The organism is Sediminimonas qiaohouensis DSM 21189, from assembly GCF_000423645.1.
Classification (GTDB): Bacteria; Pseudomonadota; Alphaproteobacteria; order Rhodobacterales; family Rhodobacteraceae; genus Sediminimonas; species Sediminimonas qiaohouensis.
Genome location: NZ_AUIJ01000001.1, coordinates 135,200 through 154,425, shown reverse-complemented (window position 1 = coordinate 154,425; position 19,226 = coordinate 135,200). Strand labels below are relative to the sequence as shown.

General features: G+C 64.6%; 17 protein-coding genes. 6 read left to right on the top strand and 11 right to left on the bottom strand.

Translation table 11 applies throughout. The annotated features are described in order from the left end of the window. Positions 1-107: 107 nt before the first annotated feature. On the top strand, positions 108-3,617 hold the full coding sequence (gene dnaE / locus G568_RS0100775) for a DNA polymerase III subunit alpha (protein ID WP_026756248.1): 3,510 nt from the start codon (positions 108-110) through the stop codon (positions 3,615-3,617). A 13-nt stretch (positions 3,618-3,630) separates the two neighbouring features. On the opposite strand, the gene G568_RS0100770 is transcribed toward dnaE, so the two are convergent. The 10 genes from G568_RS0100770 to G568_RS0100725 form a co-directional block, all read right to left on the bottom strand. Then, a complete protein-coding gene (locus G568_RS0100770; protein WP_026756247.1) occupies positions 3,631-3,825 on the bottom strand; it encodes a SlyX family protein in 195 nt (64 codons plus the stop codon). 264 nt (positions 3,826-4,089) lie between these two features. Then, complete coding sequence (locus G568_RS0100765; RefSeq protein ID WP_026756246.1) at positions 4,090-4,545, bottom strand: hypothetical protein; 456 nt, start codon at positions 4,543-4,545, stop codon at positions 4,090-4,092. Continuing rightward, the gene (locus G568_RS17930) at positions 4,532-5,440 is read right to left on the bottom strand and encodes a phage protease (protein ID WP_051202560.1); all 909 of its coding nucleotides are present in this window, start codon (positions 5,438-5,440) and stop codon (positions 4,532-4,534) included. The genes G568_RS0100765 and G568_RS17930 overlap by 14 nt, the downstream gene beginning before the upstream one ends. After that, on the bottom strand, positions 5,437-6,333 hold the full coding sequence (locus G568_RS0100755; protein WP_026756245.1) for a Mu-like prophage major head subunit gpT family protein: 897 nt from the start codon (positions 6,331-6,333) through the stop codon (positions 5,437-5,439). The genes G568_RS17930 and G568_RS0100755 overlap by 4 nt, the downstream gene beginning before the upstream one ends. Then, positions 6,330-6,773 carry a helix-turn-helix domain-containing protein gene (locus G568_RS0100750; RefSeq protein WP_157084212.1) on the bottom strand — a complete coding sequence of 148 codons (444 nt, stop codon included), beginning with the start codon at positions 6,771-6,773 and terminating at the stop codon, positions 6,330-6,332. The genes G568_RS0100755 and G568_RS0100750 overlap by 4 nt, the downstream gene beginning before the upstream one ends. 328 nt (positions 6,774-7,101) lie before the next feature. Continuing rightward, positions 7,102-7,512 carry a regulatory protein GemA gene (locus tag G568_RS0100745; RefSeq protein ID WP_026756243.1) on the bottom strand — a complete coding sequence of 137 codons (411 nt, stop codon included), beginning with the start codon at positions 7,510-7,512 and terminating at the stop codon, positions 7,102-7,104. Then, positions 7,509-7,877, bottom strand: a complete 369-nt coding sequence (locus G568_RS0100740) for a hypothetical protein (RefSeq protein ID WP_026756242.1) — start codon at positions 7,875-7,877, stop codon at positions 7,509-7,511. The genes G568_RS0100745 and G568_RS0100740 overlap by 4 nt, the downstream gene beginning before the upstream one ends. Then, complete coding sequence (locus G568_RS0100735) at positions 7,874-8,164, bottom strand: hypothetical protein (RefSeq protein WP_157084210.1); 291 nt, start codon at positions 8,162-8,164, stop codon at positions 7,874-7,876. Before G568_RS0100735 ends, G568_RS0100740 begins: the two co-directional genes overlap by 4 nt. Positions 8,165-8,181: 17 nt before the next feature. After that, on the bottom strand, positions 8,182-8,958 hold the full coding sequence (locus G568_RS0100730; RefSeq protein WP_026756240.1) for an AAA family ATPase: 777 nt from the start codon (positions 8,956-8,958) through the stop codon (positions 8,182-8,184). Between the two features lie 68 nt (positions 8,959-9,026). Then, complete coding sequence (locus G568_RS0100725) at positions 9,027-10,973, bottom strand: transposase domain-containing protein (RefSeq protein WP_026756239.1); 1,947 nt, start codon at positions 10,971-10,973, stop codon at positions 9,027-9,029. A 275-nt stretch (positions 10,974-11,248) separates the two neighbouring features. On the opposite strand from G568_RS0100725, the gene G568_RS0100715 reads away from it, so the two are divergent. The 4 genes from G568_RS0100715 (at position 11,249) to mnmH (ending at position 15,433) form a co-directional block, all read left to right on the top strand. After that, a complete protein-coding gene (locus G568_RS0100715; protein WP_026756237.1) occupies positions 11,249-11,761 on the top strand; it encodes a helix-turn-helix domain-containing protein in 513 nt (170 codons plus the stop codon). Between the two features lie 332 nt (positions 11,762-12,093). After that, on the top strand, positions 12,094-12,897 hold the full coding sequence (locus tag G568_RS0100710; RefSeq protein WP_026756236.1) for a crotonase/enoyl-CoA hydratase family protein: 804 nt from the start codon (positions 12,094-12,096) through the stop codon (positions 12,895-12,897). A gap of 68 nt (positions 12,898-12,965) precedes the next feature. After that, a complete protein-coding gene (gene murD / locus G568_RS0100705) occupies positions 12,966-14,372 on the top strand; it encodes a UDP-N-acetylmuramoyl-L-alanine--D-glutamate ligase (protein WP_026756235.1) in 1,407 nt (468 codons plus the stop codon). Between the two features lie 8 nt (positions 14,373-14,380). After that, on the top strand, positions 14,381-15,433 hold the full coding sequence (gene mnmH, locus G568_RS0100700) for a tRNA 2-selenouridine(34) synthase MnmH (protein WP_026756234.1): 1,053 nt from the start codon (positions 14,381-14,383) through the stop codon (positions 15,431-15,433). 282 nt (positions 15,434-15,715) lie between these two features. On the opposite strand, the gene selD is transcribed toward mnmH, so the two are convergent. Continuing rightward, positions 15,716-17,911 (bottom strand): selenide, water dikinase SelD, encoded by a 2,196-nt coding sequence (gene selD / locus G568_RS0100695; RefSeq protein WP_026756233.1) that lies wholly within the window; start codon positions 17,909-17,911, stop codon positions 15,716-15,718. Between the two features lie 187 nt (positions 17,912-18,098). Between selD and G568_RS0100690 the strand changes: the two genes are divergently transcribed. Beyond that, a complete protein-coding gene (locus G568_RS0100690; RefSeq protein WP_026756232.1) occupies positions 18,099-19,226 on the top strand; it encodes a CaiB/BaiF CoA transferase family protein in 1,128 nt (375 codons plus the stop codon).

Genomic DNA, 19,226 nt, shown 5'->3' with positions numbered 1-19,226 from the left:
TGCGGCGTAGAAGGCGGCGGGCGTATTTGCTGGTCCCCGATGAAAACTATGAATCAGGCGTTTGGCAAGTCTTTTGTTCTGACACCGGCACGGGTAGTTTCATTTGCATGAGCAATTCCCCCCGATTCATCCACCTGCGCGTGCACACCGAATACTCCCTTCTCGAAGGGGCGATGCGGCTCAAAAAATTGCCCGCTCTGTGTGAGGCAGCAGGCATGCCCGCGGTCGCGGTGACCGACACCAATAACATGTTCGCAGCACTGGAATTTTCGGTCGCCGCGTCGGATGCGGGGGTGCAGCCGATCGTCGGCTGCCAAGTCGATCTGGCCTATCAGGAAACCGCCCCCGGTGCGCAGCCCAAACCGCCCGCGCCACTGGTCCTCCTGGCCCAGAGCGAGGCGGGCTATGAAAACCTGATGCGCCTCAATACCTGCCTCTATGTCAGCCGCGGCGGGGACGTGCCGCTGGTCACGCTGGACGAGTTGGAGGCGAATGCGGGCGGCCTGATTTGCCTGACCGGCGGCCCCGACGGGCCGGTCGGGCGGCTGCTCAGGCACGGCGCGCACGCGGCGGGCGAGGACCTGATGCGCCGCCTTGCCGGTATCTACCCCGATCGCCTTTATGTCGAGCTGCAGCGCCACCCAACCGACGAAGGACAACCCGAGGCCGAGCGCCTGACCGAGCGCGGGTTTATCGAAATGGCCTACGCGATGGACCTGCCGTTGGTTGCGACCAACGATGTCTATTTTCCCGACGCCGACATGTATGAAGCGCATGATGCCCTGATCTGCATCGCCGAAGGCGCCTATGTCGATCAGCAAGAGCCGCGCAGGCGCCTGACATCGCAGCATTATTTCAAGTCGCAGCAAGAAATGGCCACCCTGTTCGCCGACCTGCCCGAGGCGCTGGAAAATACCGTCGAGATAGCCCGCCGTTGCGCGTTCAAGGCCTATCGCCGCGATCCGATCCTGCCGCGTTTCGCCGATGACGAGGTTGATGAGCTGCGCCGCCAAGCCAAGGAGGGCCTTGCCGAGCGCCTGCGCGTCATCCCCCACGCGGCCCCCGTCGCCGATTACGAGGCCCGGCTTGAGTTCGAGCTGGGCATTATCGAGGGCATGGGCTTTCCGGGTTATTTCCTGATCGTTGCCGATTTCATCAAATGGGCCAAGGACCATGACATTCCCGTCGGCCCGGGGCGCGGTTCGGGGGCGGGCAGCCTTGTCGCCTACGCCCTGACCATCACCGACCTGGACCCGCTGCGCTACAAGCTGCTGTTCGAGCGGTTCCTGAACCCCGAACGCGTCAGCATGCCCGACTTCGATATCGACTTCTGCATGGATCGCCGCGAAGAGGTGATCACCTACGTGCAGGGCAAATACGGGCGCGACAAGGTGGGTCAGATCATCACCTTCGGAGCGCTTTTGTCCAAGGCCGCCGTGCGCGACATCGGCCGCGTTTTGCAGATGCCCTACGGCCAGGTGGACCGCCTGAGCAAGCTGATCCCCGTCGAAGGGGTCAAGCCCGTGTCGATCGCCGAGGCGCTGGTGCAAGAGGACCGCCTGCGCGAAGAGGCTCGGAACGAGGAAGTGGTTCAGCGCCTGCTTGATTACGGCCAGAAGGTCGAAGGGCTGCTCAGGAATGCCTCGACCCACGCCGCCGGGGTGGTGATCGGCGATCGCCCGCTGGACCGGCTGGTGCCCCTCTACCAGGATCCGCGCTCGGACATGCCGGCGACGCAGTTCAACATGAAATGGGTCGAACAGGCCGGGCTGGTCAAGTTCGATTTCCTTGGCCTCAAGACCCTGACCGTGATTCAGAACGCGGTCGATCTGATCAAGCAGGGCGGTCGGCACCTGCATATCGCCCCCGATGGCCGGCAGCTTTATGAGCCGCCCGAGGCCTCCGCCATCGATGACATCGGCGCGATCCCGCTGGACGACGAGGCGACCTACAAGCTCTATGCCAGCGCCAAGACCGTCGCGGTGTTCCAGGTGGAAAGCTCGGGCATGATGGACGCGCTGCGCCGGATGAAACCCAACTGCATCGAGGACATCGTCGCGCTGGTTGCGCTGTATCGCCCGGGCCCGATGGAGAACATCCCGAAATACTGCGAGGTCAAGAACGGCCAGAGCGAGCGCGACCGCATCCACCCCTCGATCGATCATATCCTGGACGAGACGCAGGGCATCATCGTTTACCAGGAGCAGGTGATGCAGATCGCGCAGGAGATGGCGGGCTACACCCTTGGCGGCGCCGACCTGCTGCGCCGCGCCATGGGCAAGAAGATCAAGGAGGCGATGGATGCCGAGCGCCCGAAATTCATCAAGGGCGCCAAGGAAAACGGGGTGCCCGACGACAAGGCGCTGGATGTCTGGAACCTGCTGGAAAAGTTCGCCAATTACGGCTTCAACAAAAGCCACGCCGCCGCCTACGCGGTGGTCAGCTACCAAACCGGATGGCTGAAGGCCAATCATCCGGTCGAGTTCATGGCAGGCGTCATGAACTGCGATATCCACCTGACCGACAAGCTGGCGATTTACGCCGAAGAGGTCCGGCGCGGCCTGGATATCGAGATTGTGCCGCCCTGCGTGAACCGCTCGCAAGAGACGTTCTCGGTGTCGAAAGGGAGGCTCGTTTACGGGCTGGGCGCGCTCAAGAATGTCGGGATCGAGGCGATGCGCCTGATTACCGGCGCGCGCGGCGATGCGCCCTTCGTCACGATCTTTGATTTGGCCCGCCGCACCGACCTGAAGCGCGTTGGCAAACGCTCGCTTGAAATGCTGGCCCGCGCCGGCGCCTTTGACCAGTTGGAGCCGAACCGCAGGCGCGTCTTCGAGAGCCTCGATGCGCTGGTCAGCTACTCCGCTGCCGTGCAGGAGCAGAAGCATTCCGACCAGGTGTCGCTGTTCGGCGAGGCGGGCGATGACCTGCCCGAGCCGCGCCTTGCCCCCGTCGACGATTGGTTGCCGGTCGAGCGGCTGGCCGAGGAACACAAGGCCATCGGCTTCTACCTGTCGGGGCATCCGCTTGATGATTACCTGCCGGCGCTCAAGCGCAAGAATGTGCTGACGATCGAGCAGCTACAGCAAAAGGCCGAACAGGACGGGGGCGCCTTTGCCAAGGTCGGCGTCATCGTGTCTGGCCTTCAGGAGCGCAAATCGGGCCGCGGGACGCGGTTTTTCCGCATGAGCATATCCGACCCGACCGGGCAGGTTAGTGGCATGGTCATGTTCTGCGATGATTTCGAGGCCACCCGCCGCGTGCTGGAGCAAACCAATCAGGTTGTCATGACGCTCGAGGCGCGCTTCAACGAGGGGCAGTTCGATCCCGTCGGCCGCTCCGCCGCGCCGATGGATGCGGTGGTGGCCGATGCCGGCTCAAGCGGCCTGCGCATCCTGATCGAGGACGCAGAGGCGATCCCGCCGGTGGCCACGGTCCTTGACGGCGCGGTGCAAAACGTCAAGGCGGCGGGCCGCGGCCCGGTCCACTTCTGCCTGATGGACCCCGGCCTGCCCGGCGAGGTCGAGATAGACACCGGCCGCGAATACCCCCTGACGCCGCAGGTGCGCAGCGCGATCAAATCGCTGCCCGGCGTGATGGCCGTGGAAGAGGTTTAGGGCAGGCGCAGCATCACCAATGCGGCGGGCGCTGGTCCGCGCTATAGATATGGCTGCCGCCATCGGCATCGCGCCCCGCCTCGCGCTGCATCAGCATGGCCACCCGCCGTGTCAGCACGTCGATCGTCTCCTGCTGCGCGCGCACGATCTCCGATAGATCGTCCACCGTGCGCGTCAGGTGCGCGAGTTGCTCTTCAAGATGCTGCATCATGCAAATTCCATTTTTCGCCGGAATATGATCTTTACCGCCGGGGCGACAGCGATGCCAACTCCCAGTGCCGTGAAACTGGGTTGCAGAGCGCCGAAAAGCAAGAGCAATCAGGCACGCGCCCGCCTGAAGAGCCGCGCAGTTCCCCGCCCGAGGGGGGGGGCGGTCGGGTGCTGCGCGGCGGCGCGTTTCTGTTAGTTTTCACCGGGTTTGATACCCCCGTTTCACCGGGTTTGAACCCGGAAGTGGGCGGGTGTACCGGGGCTATCCCGGATGATCCACTTGGCGAGACCGGCGTGACCGCGTGAACCTTGGGGCTTTTCGGCGGCGCTTGTGCCAAGCGTGAACGGTGCTCTTGCTCACACGCCGATCCTCGGGGAAAGCCGCCGCGATTTCATCGGCAATTTCCTGGTATGTCAGGCGGTCGAGCCGCGCCAGAATGAAGGTTTGCAACGCGGGGTCTTGGTCGATTTTCGGAGGGCACCCCGAGCGGCGTAGACGGCGGTGCTCCGTAACAGGCGCTGACGCCAGCACACCCTCCGAAAGAGACTGATCGGACGCCAGCCGCGCGCATTCGGCAACCGTTTCACGCGCCATTGAAACGGCGTTTAAGCCCTCGTCAAACAGGCGGTTCGCACTGTCGATTTGCTCCTTCGCCTGGCGTAGCTGATCCGCGAGAGCAATTTCGCGGTCCGACGCTGGCTGGTCAGTCGAGCGCATCGGGAGAGATACCCAGTTGTGCACAGATGCTTTCGGTTACGTCGCTGCGCGCGGCCACGCGCTTGGTCGGCAATTGACCGGCCGCAGTGTCACGCGAAAGGTGCGCGAAGGCGGGCGGCGTGGTGGATAGAAAGTCTTCGAAGGCATCCGGGTCGCGTCTGCAAAGAGACACGGCCCAGTCGCGCATGCCCGGCGTGATGTACCCGCCTGCCGTGGCCTCGTCTACACGGCGCTCGACATGTTGCTCGCCAAGTTCGGATTGAAGCGATGCGCGGTCGCGGAGCATCTCCTGGACCGCCGCCACCGGCACATATCGGCTCGGGTCAGGCTCTTGGGACAAAGCCCGGATGGCGTCAAGAATTTGATCGGTTCCGGCATCCTCGGGCAGGTCGAGCGCAGTAGCGATGCGGCCAATGTCGTTTTCAAGTTCGGGCATGGTTTCCTCCTGACGTGACAGGGCGGTGAGTTCGAGATTGGGACGATGTACGAGACTTGCCCCCTTGAGGCGGATGATCTGACCGTCGCGACGGTGCGTGATGACCGGGCTGAGGTAGCGGTATTCACGCGCCTCGATCATGTTACGCGCCTTCTGCGTCCATACCACGCGACCCCAGATACCATCGGACTTCACCGTAAGGTCACGAACCCACCCGGCGGCAGGCACCGGGCCGGGCGTACGCTGATCTGGGTCGTCAACCTGGTGCTCATAGTCGATAACCAGATCAACCCCCTCGCGCATCGAAGCGCGCACCAGCGCGTTTGCGTCGGAGAGGGTCCAGCGCCGACCATCCCGCCCCTTGATTTCCCCTAAAGGAAGAAGATGGACCAGATCGGGTGCGCGCCCCTCGGCCAGGGGCGCTCCCTCACAAAGCGATATGATCGGCTGATCCGTCATGCCACGAACGGCGTTACGATCAGGTCGCAGGTGCCCTTCCAAGGGTTCGAGCCGCCGCCGTCGTTGGTTTCGGTGTTGAGCACGTGCATCGCGGCGTCTTCAAGCGACGGCGGCACAACCATGACGGTCGGCTTGATGCCCAGAACGCGCCCACTGTCGCCCCGGAATTCCTGCATGGCTGCGCGCGCGGCGGCGTAGTTTGCCGCAGTCAGCGCCTGCTTCGAGCCGAAAGCCATATGCCACAACCCAAGTCCGGCGTTCACCCGCGCCCGAACACCGTAGAGGTGCTGATCGGTCATGAACACAGTGTGGTCGCTCGGTGCCGTGACCGCCTGGAAATCGTACTTGCTCCGCTCTTGGAACACCATCGGTTTGATAGCGCGCGAGGTGTCCAGAAGATACCAGGGTGTCTCGGTGCCGTCGGCCATATTGCTCACGGTCACATCCGCACCGGTCGCGTCCTTTGTCGGGTGGTCGATGTCGAAGAAGTACTGCCCGTCGAAACAGGTCGTGGTGAAGCCGTCCTTCAGGAGGCCGAACACCAGCTCGTCGGGGTGCAACTTCGCGAGGTGGCCCATCTCCGCGAACATGGGCTTGAAAATGCCCAGCCTGTCATCCTCGAAGTCATCGCGGCTGACGCCAACCGTGCTTTCGAATTTCCGGTTGGTGATCGCGAAGCTGTGGGCCTGAAGGTCTTTGACAACCCGGTCGCCCCCAAGCCACTCGCGAAGCTGCGGAAACTGCCCGAGCCACCCGTAGGTTTCATCGCGCGAAGAGCTTGGCACCGTCATCGCGATCTGGCCAGAATATGCCGTTGCCGCCTCGTAGGCGTCGGTGTACACCGTCTTGAAGCCCTTGAAGGCCAGCTCGATACTTTCCGCATTCACGATCATTTCGCAGTTCCTTTCGGGGTGGAAGCCTCGGTCGCGCTCAAAAGGCCGCGATCCATCAGGCGCTTTTTGTGCCCGGAAACTGTCCGGGCGTGACAGCCGCATTGCCTGGCAATATCGGCCAGAGACATGCCGTTCTTGAGGCCCAGGTAGACAGACCAGGCGACCCGCACATTCGACCCCAGCGGCCCAACGGCAATCGTGAAGCGCCCCGGTCCAAATTGCGCCCGCAAGGCATCGACAACCTCGGTATGCGGCGTGTCCGCTGTGACAGTGGTGGGGATACCGAATTCCCGACCGCCCCATTCTTCCAGAAATGCACGCAACGGCTCCACTCCGACCGTCCGCTCGATAGAAAGCAAGTGCGGTGGGATGTAAACGCCGATGGCGTATGCCTCGGAGCAAGTCGGTGCTGGAAGGTCTCGGGGCGGCGTTCCGGTCATGCGCTCGTTCTAGCGCAACCCTGAATGTCTTTCGGCCTAGAAAGAATTCGAGGCGCAGGTTCCACGCGAGGCACCAGACCGTTTCTCAGACAGTCACAAATTCGGGCCGTTTGCGCAAGGGTTTCCCGCCTGTCGGGCGCGGTAGGCTCGCAGAGCGCCGTTAAATACCCATTTAATAGCCATGCCGACCATTTGCGGGAAATGGGGGCCAAAGCGATCAACGGCGCTGTACGGGCCGCTCAGGCGCTCTGAAAAAGCGGAAGGGGCGACGGACCTGCAAACCGCCGCCCCTTCCAGCCGAGGGACAAGGCTGAAACCCCCGGCTATCTCATGCCGCCCGCGCCTTCATCGACTTCAGCGCCGTGATGATCTTGGGGGCAGTTTCGGCGCGCACGAACCGAAGACTCGAAACCTTCCAGCATCGCTCAAGCCATTTGTTCAGTTCGTCTTCCCCGGCACGGCCTTCCGTGTATTCGCGCCACAGCGCCCGGATCAATTCGAGCTGCGCGAAACTCGCCATGCCAGGGCGCGCACCGTAGTCCGAACCGCGAGACGAGAGGGGCTTGAAGCCCAGGTGTTCGAAGAACCCCAAAAGCGCCTCGAAGCCGTACTGATCCAGCTCGGTCGAGCTTGTCACACCGCAGATGTGGACAAGCGCCGTTCGATACTCAGCGTCCTTGAGGCCGAGCTTGCCCTTGGCAACATGCAGAAGGGCGATCTGATTGCGCGTGATGGTCATGACCGCCCCTTTTTCTCGACGGCGTCTAGGTTGCGAAGCGCGGCAATCAGCCGGGAAGCGCAGGGGGCGGCGTCAAGGTTGGTGGCGCGGCCCAGAAGTTCCAAGACAGCGCCCATGCCAGGGCATTGTTCGGTTGCGGTCCTGGACAGGTACTCCGCCGCTTGGCTGATACAGAAAAGCGTGCCCTCGACTTCCTGCGCATCTTCACGCATCTGTTTCAAGTCGCCTTCGTGGATTTCAAGGGTCAGTTTTTCCCCACGAAGATCGGCCTTGACCTGCTCGACCGTCTTGCCGGGGGTGTAGATGGCCTTCCCTTCTGCGGCCATTCTCGTCTTGAATTCGCGGTCCGTTTCCATCTGTTTCATGCGTCGAATTCCCCTTGCCGCGTGTTTCGGAAATGTCGCTGAGGGCCGTTGCTTTCGGCCCCATGCGAGTTGCCGCGTTCGCCCGAGCGGTCGGGATCAAGCGGCTCACAGTTCACCACTCGGGCGCGCGCGACCATTTCACCAATGGCCTGAAACGCGGCCAGAGCACTCGCATCCCCCAGCGCTTCAAGCATGCCTTCCAGATCAGCCATTGCGCGCTTGAGTTCCATGAATTCTACAGGCGTCCCGTCGATCATCAGCGCCGCTTCATCGTCCTTGAGTTTCACGTATACCGTCTTCATACTTAGCGCCCCTTCGGTGCGAGTTTCATGTCATGGATGGCTGCCTTGAGGTGCTCCGCGCGCGGGTGCTCAGACCCTGCGAAAAGTAGGGCAATCCTCGTGACGTTTTCGACGTTACGCAAACCGCCCTTCAGGCGCGCGACGGCGTGTAGCGCGTCGATTGACGCCTCATTGTCGAAGGGCGTACCCTTAACGATACCGGCCACATCCACCCTGCGCGCCGAAGGAATGATGACGGGGCGCATCATTCGGCTTTGGAGCTGCGGCATGCTGTCTATAGCGGGCGCGAGGCTCATATCGCCGCAAAACACCAACTTGAATTCACCAGCCTCAGCGGCGGCGCGAAGCCACTCGAACGCCTCACCAACTTGCCCGGTCTTCTTGTTGCGCTGATTGAGGTACTGCGCCTCATCAACGATCAACACGCGCCCCGTGCCGATGTAGCGTGCGATTTCCTGGCGAGCCTCAGTATGGCAGGAAAATTGGGGCTTGGCGTGCCCCCAGAGGTTGCCCAGGGAGTGAGCGAAGTTCCATGCGGTTCCTTCACCGCTGGCAGCCTGAATATAGATGCCGTCATGGCCGATCCGCTCGCAAAAACGCCTGATCGCCCTGGTTTTTCCTACACCAGGCGCGCCAGCGATCATCGTCATGGACGGGCGATCCGTCTCATAGACCAGATCGAGGGATCGGATAATGTCGCGGGCGGTTTCAGTGTCGGCCCAGTCGCCCAGACGCCGCCTGGCATCGCTGGTCTTGGCAAGTCTCAAATGCTGTGTCATTCATTGCTCCGTTCGTTGTGGGGGTTATTCGCCCCCGGTGAATGGCATGAGAGGTGGTTCAGCGCCTCTCATGCCGACTTCCCGCCCCGCGACCGCTTGGCCGCAAGCGCGGTATCCATGTTCCTGTAAAACTCAGCCGGGATAGCTTCGTCGGCGGTTTCCTCGGCGGCGGGCGCGTCCGTGAGGGGCGATCCGAAATGCCCCGCAACCACTCTCTGCGCAGGGCGGTCCGGCTCCTCGGGCGACGCCACGCTCTGATCCAAGGCGGCCAGAGCGTTCGCGAATTGTGCGTCATCCAAATAGTTGTTCGCCGTCTCGGCGGCGGCGACTGCGGCCCGAGCCGCCTTCCGGTTACGCGCCGCATCACGAATGCCGTCAACGCTTCCATACGAACCCGACTGCACCGGCTCGATGTTCTCGCAGATCAAGCGCCCGTCTTCGTCAAACGCGATGGCCGGTGCGCTGAAATCGTCAGGATCACGGCCCAACAGGATTTTCCTACCCGTGCCGTGGTGCTCCAGCATTGCCTGTTGCGTGGAAGGGCCACCGTAAATCCAGCCGTTCTTGCGAACCTGGCCGAACCTATCGACTGACACGGGGCTATAGATCAGGCCCGCAAGATAGAGCTGCCGCGCCGTAGGTTGCCGCTTGATGCGATCTTGTAGCCCATCATTGAATACCTGTTCGTAGGACCGACCGCGCGCTCCTTGACTGCGCCGCCCAGGCTCCTGATTGTGGCGTTGAATTTCTCGCCTAATCACGGATTGCGCGACTTCGACAGGCACCGGATTCACGCCCGGCGTCGGGGTGGCCCCAGGGGCATGGCCCGCGTGGCACCCCTTGAATTCCGGTCTGTCATCAATCACGCGGGAAAGCACGGCGAAAGTTCGCTCGGCGATCTTCGCTTGGGCATTCTTGGGTAGGGCGAAGGTCAGGTCGATACCCATGATCTGACAAATACCGGGGGGTTGCACGCCTTCGGCCTTTTTTCGCCCGTTCCTGAACCTATGCACGTTGCCGCCAGCAACGAGGTGGCCCGCGAAGGCAGATCCGTTATCGGTGTATAGTCGGTCGAAGATGCCATGTCGTTGACAGACATTCTTGATGAGCCGCACCGTTCGCGCGGCGTTCTCGGAGGGGGCCAGCTCCCACCCCAGAACGATGTTGGAACCCACATCGACAAGGGCCAGCATGACAGGACGCACCGGCTTGCCGTCTCCGAAATCAACCCAGAAGTCCTGCACTCGCCCGTCCAGCGAAACCCAAGCAAGGGGCGGAAGACTGCTCTTGTCGCGGTGCGAAGGTTGCACTAGGCGGGTATGTGTCGCATCGCGCCCATACCGCGCGTGTAGGCGCTCAGCTTCGCTCAATGCCTCCCAGCGACGATAAAACGTGGGGTATGACGGGACCAACCACCCCAAGAACCGACCAGCATCCCGAGTGTCGCGCCACGCCGACTTTAGCGGAAAATCCGGGCCTGCATCGCGGATTGTCGTCATGAAAAAACGCCACGCGTCTTCGCTCATCTCCGCATGCCTTGCCGTCGCCTTGTAGCCGTCCAGCAGCGCGGGCGCATAGTTGATCGGATCGGCCCCTTCGACCGCGCTTAAAAGCCGTTTCAAGGAGGGTTTCGAGGTGCCTTCATCCCCGAATTTCTCCTGCACCAGCCGGATACGCTCAGGCCAACCGACCGAAGTCCCCAACGACACCAGAAGCTGCGCAATAGCGGCCTTGCGTTCAGCCCTTGCCCGCCGCGACGGGGACGCCTGCATGAACACGTCATGGGCATCATCGTCGTAGGTGCCTGGGCAAAGGTGAAGCTCCGAAATACGCTTCCGATGGAAAGCGAGACGCTCTTCGTCAGGTAGGTCAGATGTGCGAACAGCATCGAACGTACCACCGTTGCCGCACTGGCTAAGTATCGGGACCCCTTTGCGCGCAAGCCATTTTGAGGCTGATGTACGGTCGCATGGGATCTTCCCGACCCCTTGCAGCGATCTGACCGCGACCAACATCAGTGTTCAACCTTCAGATCGGCGCGCACCTGCTTCACAATCGCGCCCGCTCTGGGTCCAGTCCACTGACCGGTGAGCGCCTTGCAGAGGTTCTGACGCTTGACCCCGTTGGCGCGTGCCCACCCCGTAAGCGATTGATCCCTGAGCAGCAGAGCTGCGCGGACGGCTTTCAATAATTCGGGCGATGGTGTATGCGATAGGTCTATCATCTCTGCGGCCTGCATAGTTTACATGCAAACTATGCCAACCGCATAACGCAGTCAAGAGGTACTGGTGTGGAACGCCCGGTTGAGGAAGTCCTTGCAGCTTTGAAACGGCACTTCGGTGTGGAAACGGATGCCGATCTGGCGCGCAAGCTGCGCGTAGACAAGAGCACGATCTCTTCTTGGAAGGCGCGGGATAGCATCCCAGTGCGGTATCAGGGCATCTTGGAAGGCTCTTCCAGCTCGACGGTAGGTGTTTCGCCGATCAAGTGGAGCGAGCATGAAAAGGCTGCATTCGATCTCGCGCTCTTCCGCTTTTCGCGGATAATGAAGGAGAAAGCTAATCTGAGCAACTACGTCGAGACGTTGACCTATTTCTCGGGGCTGGCCGCGCCCGACATTTGGATATTGCAGGACTTTTGTCAGCGCGATCTGGCAGCGTACGAACAACCGCTGCACACCGCCCTGTCCACCGCGATCTACGAAGACCTCGCAGACCCACAGGCTTCGCTTGAGAGGGATATCCGCAGACTGAATACTTCGGGTGCATTCTCAACAACCCCCGAATGGCGACTGCCCAAATAAGCTGTGGGGTGTGGGCAAATCTCCCCACACCTTAGAAAGCGAGCGCTTGATTTCATTGGATTTTTTTCTGCAAACTTCCGTGTCAACTGTCACCAGAGGGCGATAGGCGCACGCACCGGCTCAAACCCCGTGAAATCGTCCCAGATTAACTACCTGAAAAGTATATGAAAAATTTTTCAACTGGCTCAAACCCGCTGAAAGCCGTCAGTTTCGCGCCTTTTTTCCGCGCGGACAAAAGGCACCGCGCGCGCCCACACCCTCGCACACCTTGCCCTGTCCTGCATCCGCGGGGCAGGGTGGCCGCCAACAGCCACCGCAGCGAGGGATGAAAAATGACGCTGGAAATCCATGACGACGGCCGCGTGCGGGTGATCACGATCAACCGCCCGGCACAGCGCAACGCGGTCGATCCGGCCACCGCGCAGTGCCTGTTCGATGTCTTCATGGCCTTCGACGCCGACGATACCGTGGACGCTGCCGTGTTGACCGGCGCGCAAGGCGCGTTCTGCGCAGGCTTTGACCTCAAGGCGGCGGCGGGCGGCGTGGCGCGCGATTGGATTGCGCAGGTCGATATCCCCGGCGGCTGGAAAGATGCCATGGCGCAGCCGCTGCCGGGGCCTATGGGGCCGTCGCGCCTGATGCTGCGCAAGCCGGTGATCGCCGCCGTCGAGGGGCACGCCGTCGCTGGCGGGCTGGAACTGGCGGCGTGGTGCGACATGCGTGTCGCTGCCGATGATGCGGTGTTCGGCGTATTCTGCCGCCGCTGGGGCGTGCCGCTGATCGACGGTGGCACCGTGCGCTTGCCGCGGATAATCGGGCAGGGGCGCGCCAATGACATGATCCTGACCGGCCGCGCGGTGACCGCCGATGAGGCGGTCGCGATCGGGTTGGCTGATCGCCGCGTCGCTCCCGGGCAGGCCCTGCCGGCCGCGCTTGAGCTGGCCCGCGACCTCACGCGCTTCCCACAAGGGTGCATGCGCGCCGATCACCTGTCCGCGCGCCTGTCCCCGCGCGCCCTTGCCGCAGCTCTTACGCGCGAATGGGCGTCGCTCGGCACGTTCGAGCAGGAGGGCATCGCGGGCGCCGCGCGCTTCGCCGCCGGGGCCGGGCGCAGCGGCCGCTTCGATGGCGTCTGATACGCGCGCCCTCTGGTCAAGGCCCCCGCAATCGGATAGCGCTACGGCAGGCAAAAACGGAGTGCGTGATGATACCTGTGCGCGGGGTCCAAGGCAAAGCGGCGGCCGTCCTCGGGCTGGGCCGCTCGGGTCTGTCAGCGGCGCGCGCCCTGCGCGCCGGCGGCGCCGATGTGCGTTGCTGGGATGACATGCCGGACGCGCGCGCCGCGGCCGGGGCCGAAGGATTTGCCATCACCGATCTGACGCGCCCCGCCGCGTATGAGGGCGTTGCCATCCAGATCGTCAGCCCCGGCATCCCGCACCTCTACCCCGCGCCACACCCCGCCATCGTCGAGGCACAGCGCCAGGGCGTGCCGGTGGACAACGATATCGGGCTGTTCTTCCGCTCTTTCGCCACCAGCGACTGGAACAGTTTCGACGTCACGCCGCAGGTCGTCGCGGTGACCGGATCGAATGGCAAATCCACCACCTCGGCCTTGATCCATCACGTGCTGGAGCACGCCAACAGGCCCGCGCAACTGGCCGGCAATATCGGGCGCGGGGTGCTGGACATCGACCCGGCCGTCAACGGCGATGTTATCGTGCTGGAGCTGTCCAGCTACCAGATCGAGCTGGCCCGCGCCCTCACGCCCGACGTGGCGGTGTTCACCAACCTGTCGCCCGATCACCTGGACCGTCACGGCGGCATCGGCGGCTATTTCGCCGCCAAGAGGCGCCTTTTTGCCGAGGGCGGACCAGAGCGCGCGATCATCGGTGTGGATGAGGCCGAAGGCGCGTTCCTTGCTGGCCAGATGCGCGAGGCGCCGGGCGATGACCGTATGATCGACATCTCGGTCACGCGCAAGCTGACCGGGCCGGGCTGGCACGTGTTCGCGCGCAAGGGGTTCTTGTCGGAATACCGCAAGGGGCGGCAGGCCGGATCGATCGATCTGCGCGCGATCAAGGGCCTGCCGGGGGTGCACAACCACCAGAACGCCTGCGCCGCCTATGCCGCCCTGCGTACGCTGGGCCTTGCCCCGCGCGTGATCGAGGCGGGCTTTGCCAGCTTTGCAGGCCTGCCCCACCGCAGCCAGGTCGTCGCCGAGGCGAACGGCGTCAGTTTCGTTAACGATTCCAAGGCCACCAACGTGGACGCCGCCGCGCGTGCCCTGTCGGCGTTTACGCGCATCCGCTGGATCTGCGGGGGGTTGGAAAAGGATGGCGGGCTGGATGCGCTCAAGGGCGCGCTCGGTAACGTCGCCAAGGCCTATGTCATTGGCCGCGAGGCGCCCGGCTTTGCCCTGCAACTCGACGGGATCGAGGCCGAGGTCTGCACCACCATGGAAACCGCCGTCGCCCGCGCCACCGCCGAGGCCGAGCCGGGCGATACCGTCCTTCTGGCCCCCGCCGCCGCCAGCTTTGACCAATACGACAACTTTGAGCAGCGCGGCGAGGATTTCATGACCCGCGTCCGCGCTGCCCTTGCCGGGGCTTAGGCGCGGCCATGGCGCAGAGACTGACATCGCTTGCCGCGCTATCGGAGCTGCCGTTCGACGATATCATCGACGTGCGCAGCCCCTCGGAATACGCCGAGGATCATGTGCCCGGCGCCATCAACCTGCCGGTCCTGTCGGATGCCGAGCGCGCCCGCGTCGGCACCATCTACGTGCAACAGGACCGCTTTCTTGCGCGCAAGGTAGGCGCCGCGTTGGTCGCGCGCAACGCCGCGAGCCACATCGAGGGCGCGTTGAGCGATCGCGATGGTGGCTGGCGCCCGCTGGTTTATTGCTGGCGCGGCGGGCAGCGGTCAGGTTCATTCGCGGCCATCCTCGCGCAGATCGGCTGGCGTGTCGATCTGATCGCGGGCGGGTACAAATCCTATCGCAAGCTGGTTGTTGATGCGCTCTATCGGCATCCGCTGCGCCTGTCGCCGGTGCTGATCGATGGCGGCACCGGAACCGCCAAGACGCGGCTATTGCACCACCTTGCACAGGCGGGCGAGCAAGTGATCGACCTTGAAGGCATGGCCGCGCATCGCGGCTCGCTTCTGGGGGGGATGGATGCCGCGCAACCCAGCCAGAAAGCATTCGAATCCCGCGTCGCGATGGCGCTGGCGCGGCTCGATCCGGCGCGCCCGTTGTTCATCGAGGCCGAAAGCAACAAGATCGGTGATATCCTCATCCCGCCCAGCCTTTGGGCCGCCATGCTTGGCGCGCCGCGCATCCGGGTCGAGGCGCCGCTGGAGGCGCGCGCGGCGTTCCTGACCAACGCCTATGCCGACCTGCTGGCCGATCCCGCCCGCCTGTCCGAGCGGTTGGCCGGGCTGATCCCCTATCATGGCCGCGAGTGCGTCGCCGAGTGGCAGCAGATGGCGCAGGAGGGGCGTTTTACCGCCCTCGCGGCGGCGCTGATCACCCGGCACTACGATCCGCGCTACGCCAAGTCCGCAACTCGCGCCACCCCGCCCGCGGCGGTGCTGCCCTTGCCCGATCTGGAGGACGCCACGCTCATGGGCGCGGTGGCCCGCCTCGCCGAGCTGGCCCGGCAAAGCGCCTAGCGAGCCGCGCGCTGCCTTCTCCTTGGCGCGCGCCATTTGCCACGCATATCGCCCGGCTCGCCGGGCGGCGCCCGTACCCCCCCCCCCCCCCCCCCACGGGGCGGGCGCATTGGCGAAGGCCTGTCCTCTGCCGCACCGCTGTTGCTTGCATCCCTGCCGCACACAGCTAAACCCCGCCCCATGCGGTACGGGCGTCGCCCTTATGTTGGGCGAGTCACCGGCTACTTCAACTCCACTAAGTCACAAAATAAACATTAAAAACAACAAATTAACCTTGCGGTTTCACAGCAATGACCTCGCGCAAACCACCCCCGGCGGTCCTTCGATCATCCGCCCGATCGCCACCGCCGGAACCCCGGCCGCGTGCAGATCGCTCAGGATCTTCTCGGCCTCCGCCGCATCCACTGCGGCCAGCAACCCGCCTGCTGTTTGCGGATCGTGCAGTAGCGCCCCTCGTGCGCCCGCCGCCCCCGTCACCGGCGCGGCGGCGGCGTTGTCGGGATATAGGCTCGATCTATGCCCCGCTTCGGCCAGCGCCAGCGCGCCGTCATAGACAGGCACCGCCGCAAGGTCGATCTCGGCACCCAGGACCGACGACCTGGCGATGCTCAGCAGGTGTCCGGCCAGGCCAAAGCCCGTCACGTCCGTCATCGCATGCGCCCCCTTCAGCAGTCGCGCCGCGTCGCCCTGCGGGCGCGCCATCTGCTTCAGCAGCGCCGCGATGTCGCGCCCATCCGCCTCGCCTGCCATCTCGGCGGCCAAGAGGGTGCCGCTCCCGATGGGCCGCGTCAGGATCAGGGTGTCGCCCGCCCGCGCCCCTGCATGGGTGATCGGCGTCCCTTCGCACAGCCCGGTGATAGTGTAGCCAAGCGTCGTCTCGGCCCCCATGGTGGAATGTCCGCCGACGATCTCGGCGCCCTCGGCGGTGAAAACCTCGGCGGCGGCGGCCATGATTTCGGCCATGCTGCGCGATTGCAGCGGCCCGGACATGCGCGGCAAGATGACGGTCGCCAGCGCCGCCTGCGGCGCCGCCCCCATGGCCCATATATCGCCCAGGGCATGCACCGCCGCGATCCGCGCCATCAAGGCGGTATCCTCGGTAAAAGCGCGCAGATGATCGGTGGTGATGACCTGCTGGCGCCCCCCGCCGATATCGAGGATCGCGGCATCGTCGCCGGGCCGCGACAGAACGTCGGCCCGCCGCGGCACCGGCAGCGCCGACAGCGCCGCGCCCAGCCTGTCCGCGCCCAGCTTGGAACCGCAACCGGCGCAAAGCGGCTTGCCGCCCGCCAGCGCCTCGTCCACCCCGGCGGCGGAAATGCGGGCCGGGTGCCGCTGGGCGGCCATGCGGGGCAGGTGGCGGAACTTGTCCATGAATCCCTGGTCGATCCTGTTCTTCCACCGCCACAAAAGTGGCCCCGATACCGGCCAGCCCCATTTCTCGGCCATGGCGGATTTGCCGCCAAGCGAGATCAGCTTGAGGTAATCCCCCTGCGGCCGGAACGCGCGCAATCGCCGCCCCGTCAGCGCGGCGCGTAGGTTGTGGTGCAGCACCGGCGCCGCCCGCACGGCGAAAACGCCGGCCTTGGGGCGCGGCGCGTGGCTCATGTGGGCGCAATCGCCGACGGCGAACAGGGTCTCTACCCCCTCGACGCGCAGGTCGCTGCCAACCTTGACGAACCCCTCGTCCTGCGGCAGCGGCGCTTGCGCGATCCAGCCATGCGCGAACGCCCCCGCCGCCCCGACCGTGAAGGCGCTCGGCACACTTTTCCCGCTGGATAGCTCGACCGCGTCTTCGGTGACGCGGCTCACCTCCGCCTCGGTCAGAAGCGTCACGCCGTTGGACCGCAGCGCGCGCCGCAGCCGCGCCTCGGCGCGCGGGCCGACCCCGGTCAGGGCCGCGCTACGCTCGATCAGGGTCACATTGATCTCGGCGCTGTGGGGCCGCATCGCGTGGGCCATGGCCATCGACAGCTCCACACCGGCCACGCCGGCGCCTATCACGGCAACCTCGGGCGGCGCCTCGCCTGCCGCGACGCGATCAAGGAACGCCCGCCACGACCGCGCGTAGATGTCCAGCGGCTTGGCCGGCACGCCGTGTTCGGCAAACCCCGGCAAGCGCGGCATCTCCGCTGTGATCCCGATGTCGATCGAGGCCAGGTCATACCCGATCTCGCGCCCGTCCGAGGTGGTGACGACTTGCGCCTGCGGGTCGATATCCGTCGCCCGCGCCAGGACCAGGCGCGCGCCGGCGAACCGCGCCAGCCGAACCAGGTCGATATCCAGCTCCTCGCGCGTGTAATGCCCTGCGATATGCCCCGGCAGCATCCCCGAATAGGGCGCCGTCGGGCCGGGGTTGATCAGGGTCAGCCGCGCGCCGGGCAGGGGGGCCATTCCCCATTTGCGCAGCGCCAGGGCATGTGTGTGCCCGCCGCCGATCAATACGACATCTCGGGTCAGGGGGATCTGTGGTTGCATGGCAATCCTTGCGGGTGGCTGCACGGTTTCCCACGCTTTAACCCATCCCCGCGCGATGTGCCATTCACGGGGCTGCGACATCTGCCCCCGGCGGCGGCGCGCGGATCGGCTACGGTTTCGGCTTGGCAACCCGGCGCAAGGCTGCGACCGTGCCGGAAACGCGCGCCGGGGCTGAGGGAGGAAAGGCATGGCTGGTCCACTTGATGGGTTGAAGGTGATAGAGATGGCAGGCCTTGGGCCGTGCCCGCTGGCGGGGCAGTTGCTGGCCGATCTGGGGGCGGATGTCGTGGTGATCGACAGGGCTTCGGCCCCGGCCGACACGACCGATGTCAACCGGCGCGGCAAGCGCTCGATCGCGCTGAACCTCAAGGCGCAGGAGGGGCTGGCGCTGGCGCGGGACCTGATCGCGAACGCCGATATTGTTATCGAGGGGTTCCGCCCCGGCGTGATGGAAAAGCTGGGCCTCGGCCCGGCCGATTGCCACGCGGAAAACCCCGGCCTGGTGTTTGGCCGCATGACGGGCTGGGGGCAGGAGGGCCCGCTTGCGATGACCGCCGGGCATGACCTCAACTACCTGTCATTGTCTGGGGCCCTTGGCGCCATGGGGCGCGCCGATGACGTGCCGGTGCCGCCGCTTAACCTGGTGGCGGATTACGGCGGCGGGTCGATGTTCCTGCTGCTTGGCGTACTCTCGGCCCTGTTTGAGCGGTCCCGCTCGGGGCAGGGGCAGGTGGTGGATGCGGCCATGGTCGACGGGGTGCCGGCCATGATGGGGCTTATTCATCAGTGGCTTGCCCGCGGCGATTGGACGAAAGAGCGCGAGAACAACCTACTGGATGGCGGCGCGCCGTTCTATCGCTGCTATGCCACGCGCGACGGGCGCGCGATTTCCGTCGGCCCGCTGGAGCCGCAGTTCTTTGCCGAACTGGTGCGCCTTGCCGGCCTGCCGCCCGAGCATCTGGAGGATCAGAACGACCGCGCCACGTGGGCCGATCGCCGCGCGCTCTATGCGCAGGTGTTTGCCCGCAAAACGCGCGACGAATGGATTGAGATTTTCGACGGAACCGATGCCTGCGTCGCGCCGGTTCTGGATTGGGACGAGGTCGAGCAGCACCCCCACAACGCCGCGCGCGGCACCTTTACCCGGGTCGGCGGCGTGATGCAGGCCGCACCGGCGCCGCGGTTCGACCGCACGCCGCCCGGCGCGCCCGCACCGCCGCGCGCGCCGGGAGGCGACGCCGACAGCATTCTGCAAGGCCTGAACATGGACGCGGACGACGTCGCCCGGCTGCGCGGCGATGGCGTGATACGCTAA